3 protein-coding genes are annotated in these 6278 nt (G+C 59.9%); 2 read left to right on the top strand and 1 reads right to left on the bottom strand.

Annotated features, from left to right (window positions below; all coding sequences use genetic code 11):
- A partial coding sequence (locus AC1D06_RS41395) for a response regulator (protein WP_477991270.1) occupies positions 1 to 280 on the top strand: 280 nt, incomplete at its 5' end.
- Positions 281 to 293: 13 nt separating this feature from the next.
- Positions 294 to 1433: an adenylate/guanylate cyclase domain-containing protein gene (locus AC1D06_RS41390; RefSeq protein ID WP_477991269.1), complete on the top strand. Its 1140-nt coding sequence runs from the start codon at positions 294 to 296 to the stop codon at positions 1431 to 1433.
- A 379-nt stretch (positions 1434 to 1812) separates the two neighbouring features.
- Here AC1D06_RS41390 and AC1D06_RS41385 read toward each other — a convergent pair.
- On the bottom strand, positions 1813 to 6278 hold a 4466-nt coding region (locus AC1D06_RS41385; protein ID WP_477991267.1), incomplete at its 5' end, for a beta strand repeat-containing protein.

The following is a 6278-nucleotide window of genomic DNA, read 5'->3' as shown; positions in this document are numbered from 1 at the left end:
GATAGAGGCCGCGGACGGTGCTGCCGGCGTCGCCGCCGCAGCAGCCGGGAACCCAGACCTGATCCTCATGGACATTCAGCTTCCTGTGATAGACGGGTATGAAGCAACCCGCCGTATCAAAGCCAACCCGGCACTCCGCCACATTCCAATCATTGCCGTTACCTCCTATGCGTTGTCGGGCGACGAGGCGAAAGCGCTTGCTGCGGGATGCGATGGCTACCTTGCCAAGCCATTCAGCCCGCGTGAATTGCTGGCAAAAGTTCGCGGATTTCTTGCGTAAGGGAGATGGGACATTGCACGATCCGCCACTCATTCTTGCCGTCGACGATACCTTTGAAAATCTCGAAATCCTGCGCCTTCGCCTTGAAGCGAACGGTTATGAAGTGGTGACTGCCGCCGATGGCGAAGAAGGGCTTGCGAAGGCGCGTGACCTCAAGCCGGATCTGATCCTCCTCGACATCATGATGCCCAAACTCGATGGCATCAGCGCTGTTCGCATTCTCAAGCAGGATGTCTCCCTTCGATCGATCCCGGTCATCCTTGTCACAGCCAAGGCCGATATACGGGACGTGGTTGAAGGATTGGACGCCGGCGGCGACGACTATCTGACCAAGCCGTTTGAGCACAGGGCGCTGCTGGCTCGTGTGCGGTCGATGCTGCGCCAGAAGGCGCTTCACGATACGGTCGAGAGCCAGGCACTGCGCCTGGAGGATCAGGCCGCCCAATTGGCGGTATGGAATCGCTCCCTTGAACAAACGGTGGCCGAGCAGGTAGCGGAAATCGAGCGAATGGGCCGGCTCAGGCGATTCTTGCCGGCGCAGGTCGCCGACGTCATCATCGCGGCGGGGGATGGCGACTCGCTTCTGCAAAGCCACCGGCGCGACGTGACAGTGGTTTTCTGCGATCTGCGCGGCTTTACGGCCTTCGCCGAGACGGCCGAGCCCGAAGAGGTGATGGCGGTCCTCAGCGAATACCATTCCTGTCTGGGCGAGCTGATCACGCGCTACGGAGGGACTTTGGAGCGCTTTGTCGGTGATGGTCTTCTTGTCGTCTTCAACGATCCTTTGCCCTGCGCTGACCACACCGAAAAAGCCGTCAGTATGGCAACGGGGATGCGTGATGCCATTGACGAGCATTCGGAACAATGGCGCAAACGTGGCTATTTGCTTGGCTTCGGCATCGGCATCGCGCGTGGCCACGCAACCATCGGGCAAATCGGCTTCGACCAGCGCTCGGATTATGCTGTCATCGGCACCATCCCCAACCACGCCGCCCGATTGTGCGAGCAGGCCAAATCCCGACAGATCCTCGTCAGCCAAAGAGTTTTCGGCACCGTGGAATCGTTGGTCGAAGCTGTCAAAGTTGGCGAATTGAGTTTGAAAGGGTTCCATCGCCCTATGCCGGCCTACGAAATCGTCCGATGGCTTGGCTGACGAACCCTGCCAGATATGAGGCCGGCATTCGCGGCAATCTCCGCGAGGCTGCGCGGGCGGGAAAAATTCTCGGACCATTCCTTAAGCGCCAGCCTCGCCTCCTCGGCCGAGGTCGGCGAGCGCTATGGTTCAAAAGGCAGCTTGGCCTGCCAACGCCGAAATGACTCGCGAATAGCAGCGACGGCGCGACCGGTTTACGATGAATCTCGCCGAGGCGTCGGGACTTTGAAGCGGCTATTGCTACGACGCAGCCATCCGTGACCACGATGGTCCGCCCTGGCAGACCGTGCGAGGGTGTGCACCGGCGACTCATCATTGCGCCATACAAGGCCGGCTGGAAGAAGGAGGCAAGGGTGGAGCGCTGAGCGCTCCTTACCGATCAGACGATTGTAAAATAGGCCGCCGTTATTGCAGCATCGTTCGAAAGATGAGCGAATTTCACCGCATCATAGCGGTGGCCCGAACCATCGCGGTCGAAGAACAGGTCTCCCGTGTCGCCGTCATAGATGATGCGATCATCCGCTCTGACCTTGTGAGCGCTTTCATCGACGAACGCGGTGGGCGCCAGCTTGCCTTTGGCCAGACCTGAGAAGACATGATGATCGAGCTGGATGCGGTCTGCAAGGGCGATGTCGTCGATAATATCGACATTGCCAGGATTGAGAGCGGTCGTAAAACAAAACGTATCCTGGCCCATACCACCAGTCAGCAAATCCTTGCCGCCTCCTCCCGCCAGCTTATCCGAGCCACTGCCGCCGGAGAGCGTGTCACTGCCGCCACCGCCATTAAGAACGTCATCGCCGTCGCCCGTCGTCACGCTGTCGTTGCCGATACCGGTCGCGATCGTGAACCGCTCCACACCGGTGAACAGAAGCCGGCCGGTGCTGCCATACTGCACGCCATTGTCGCCATTGCTATAGTAATCGGTACCCAGGCCGCCGGATGAGCCGGCATTGCTGTAGATCGCAAACGTGACACTCTGTTTTGCGGCTGAATAGTCGGCAATCAACAGATCGTTTTCGCMACTGCCCATATTGACGGCGTTGTTGCCGCTGGTCGCCGCCGTCGCGCCGCCATGGATAGACACCGCGTCGCCGCCGGAGCCTGTCGACACGGTATTGCCGTAAGCCGCAAAATCAGCTCCAAGGGTGATCTTGTCGGCCTGGTTCGTGGTGACGAGATCGAGCCGCTCGACATTTCTTACCGCCGAGCCATCCGACATCTTCTGCGTCTTCGATGGCGTGGAAAAATCGAGGCTGATGCCCGAGCCCAACAAGGACAGGTCCGCTTTCCATTGGTCGATGCCGGCGCCGCCATCGATCGTCGCCTTGCCGCGGCCGCTGTCCAGCAGATCGTCGCCAAGGCCACCGGTCAAACTGTCGTCTCCGTCGCCGGTCCTGATGCTGTCATTGCCGCTGCCTGTCGCTATCGTAAACCGCTCGACACCTGTGAACAGCAGCCGCCCCGCCCCAGCATATTGCGCACCATTGTTGCCATCGCTGTAATAGTCGGTCGCAAGGCCTCCCAAACTGCCGGTATTGCTGTAGATTGCGAACGTCACCGCCTCGGTCGCGGTTGAATAGTCGGCGCTTAGCAGGTCGGTGTCGCCAGTGCCCAGTTGGACTGTATTGATGCCGCTTGTTGCGGAGGTCGCACCGCCGTGGATGAACACGGCATCGCTGCCGAAGCCGGAGGAGACGGCATTGCCGTAAGCGGCGAAATCCGCTCCCAAAGTTATCTTGTCGGCCTGGTTCGTCGCGACAAGATCAAGCCGTTCGATCTTTTTGATCGTTGAGCCATCTGCCATGGTCTGCGTGACTGAGGGCGTGGAGAAATCGAGTGTGACGCCCGAGCCCAGCAGCGACAGGTCCGCTTTCCATTGATCGATGCCGCCGCCGCCGTCGATCGTCGCCTTACCGCGGCCGCTGTCCAAGAGGTCATCGCCGCCACCACCGCTTAAACTGTCATCTCCGTCGCCGGTCCTGATACTGTCGTTGCCAGCACCGGTCGACACCGCGAACCGCTCGACCCCGGTGAACAGCAGGCGACCGGCGCCGGCATATTGCGCACCATTGTTGCCGTCGCTGTAGTAATCGGTCGATAGGCCTCCCGAGCTGCCGGTATTGCTGTAGATCGCAAACGTCACCGCTTCGGTGGCAGCCGAATAATCGGCACTCAGCAGGTCGGTGTCGCCGGTGCCCATTTGGATGGTATTGGTGCCGCTCGTCGTAGAGGTTGCGCCACCATGGATGAACACGGCGTCGCTGCCGAAGCCGGAGGAAATGATATTGCCATAAGCGGCGAAATCGGCCCCGAGGGTGATCGTGTCGGCCTGGTTCGTCGCAACAAGATCGAGCCGTTCGATCTTTTTGATGGTTGAACCATCCGCCATCGTCTGCGTCACCGAGGGCGTAGAGAAATCCAGTGTGACGCCCGAGCCGAGCAGCGACAAGTCCGCTTTCCACTGGTCAATGCCGCCGCCGCCATCGATCGTCGCCTTGCCGCGGCCACTGTCCAGGAGGTCATCGCCACCGCCGCCGCTCAGAATGTCCGCGCCGTCCCCCGTTTTGACACTGTCGTCGCCGCTGCCCGTCGAGACGTTGAATTGCTCGACGCCGGTGAACAGCAAGCGCCCGATGCCGGCATATTGGAGGCCATTGTTGCCGTTACTGTAGTAGTCCGTCGCGAGACCGCCCGAGGCGCCGGTATTGCTGTAGATCGCGAACGTCACTGCCTCGCTGGCGGCTGAGTAATCGACGACCAGGAGATCGCTATCGCCGCTGCCCATCGCCGCCTGGTCCGCGCCAACATCGGCAGTGCTCGCTCCCCCCTTGCCGACATCGACGATATCGCTGCCGGCGCCGGTGTCGAATGTATCCCCCTTTGCCCCGCCGATGAAATAATCAGTCAGCGCGCCACCTTTGTTGAGTACGTTTACATGCGTCAGGCTACCGCGGATGGTAAAGGCCTCGATGTTGGAATAGAGCACCTCATCGCTGCCATCGCTGCCAAACTCTCCTGCCACGACGTAAGTGTAGACGGAATCGCCGCCCGGGCTGTGAACCGTGTTGGTGGCGAAGGAGACGCCAAGGTCGAGGCTGCTGAAGTCTAAGGTCAGACGATCGTTGCCTCCGCGGCCATCGACCTCGTCGTGGTCGCCAGTAAGGGGGGCGAGATCGTCGCCGCCGCTGCCGCCATTGAGGACATCGTTTCCAGTCGTCCCCTGTATTTGCGCGACAATCGTCTGGTCGTCGAATGCCAGGCGCTCGATGCCGCTCAGGATATCCGTGCCATCCGTGCCCTGTACGGTGATCGTTCCGGAGACGATATCTCTGACGATCGTGTAGCTGGCGGCATTGCCGACGAAGATCGCGGTGTCGGCATTGCCGGCGCCGCCGATGATCGTGTCATTGCCGGGGCCACCTTGGATCGTGTCGTTGCCGGCACCGCCGTCAATGACGTCATTGCCCGCCAGGCCGAAAATCCAGTCATCCGCGCCGCTGGGAGCGCCACCAGTTGCGCCCGGATGGGCGGCATCGATCACATCGCCGCCATGGGTGCCGTAGATCGGCTCGATCGCATCGGTCACATGGATCGTCAGGATCTGATTATCGAAATGCCCGTCTTCGTCGGTGGCGCGGACTTTTACGACGAAGGTATTGTCATGGTCGCTGTCGCGCGGATTTTCGAAGTCGGGCAATATCTTGAACGACAGAAAGCCGTTTGCCGGATTGAGGTAGAATTTGTCGGCATCCGATCCGCCGACGATCGAATAGGTCAAGGTGTTGCCCGATACCAGATCCCAGCCTTCGACCCGTGTGACGACGCCGCTGTCGCTGGAACTCGTGCTTTCAGCCACGTTGATCACGGCCGTGTCGCCGCCGCCATTCGACTGGATTTGCGGATTGTCCGAACCGATCGAGGCTCCGAACGAATATGTGCCTATACCGCCATCATCGTATGCTCTGGCGACCAGATAATAGGAACCTGTGGTCTTCGCCTTGAAAACCAGCCTCGAATTTTCCTCAAAGCCACCGTCATCGGCGCTTTTGATGATCGTGCCTGCACTGTCCAGCAGCCGCAGAGCTGGATCGGCGAGCGTGCCATCGCCGCTGGCATGTCCGTTGAGGTCGAAGACGTAGGTATTTCCGGCAACCAAATCGATCTTGTACCAATCACCTTCGCCGAAATCGCTGATCGTCCCGGTCTGGTTCGTTCCCAAGGCGAGCGCTTGGGCGCTCCCCGACTGCGTAGCGAACGCGTTGCTCTCGTCGGTCACGCCGATGTAGAAATGCTGGCTTTGGCCGAGATGGGCGGTCAGATTGGCCAGGAGGTCGGTGGACTGATTGCTGAGGTCGGTCGCCGTGGCCGTGTCGACAATGGCACCGTTCGAGAACTGAAACCCGGAAACCAGCGTGCCGTCCAGGCCGGAACTGATCAGACTAGCGCCGTCATTGCTGATGATTGACGCGCCCACTTTGCCGATGAGGTCGGCGACCGACAGATTGGTCAAACTGCCGCCGTCGTTGGAAATCAGGCTGCCGCCATCGTTGCTGATGATGCTCGCACCGTCGGTGCTGATGATACTGGCACCGTCATTGCTGATGATGCTGGCCCCGTCATTGCTGATAATGCTGGCCCCATCGTTGGAGATGATGCGCAGAATATCGAAATTGCCGGTATCGCTTTTGATGGTGATCGGGTTCAGACCATCATGTGTGGAATTCTGTAGCGTAACCAACAAATGCGGATCGCTGGCCCCACCTGCCGCGTCCGGATTGAACGACGCCTCGAGCCGCACTGGATTGCCCGGAACTGTGGACGTCAGAAGGTAATGGGTAAGAT

This window comes from Rhizobium sp. P2_G2, assembly GCF_056403555.1.
The sequence above is the reverse complement of the archived record's forward strand: the minus strand, read 5'-3'. Positions and strand labels throughout refer to the sequence as shown.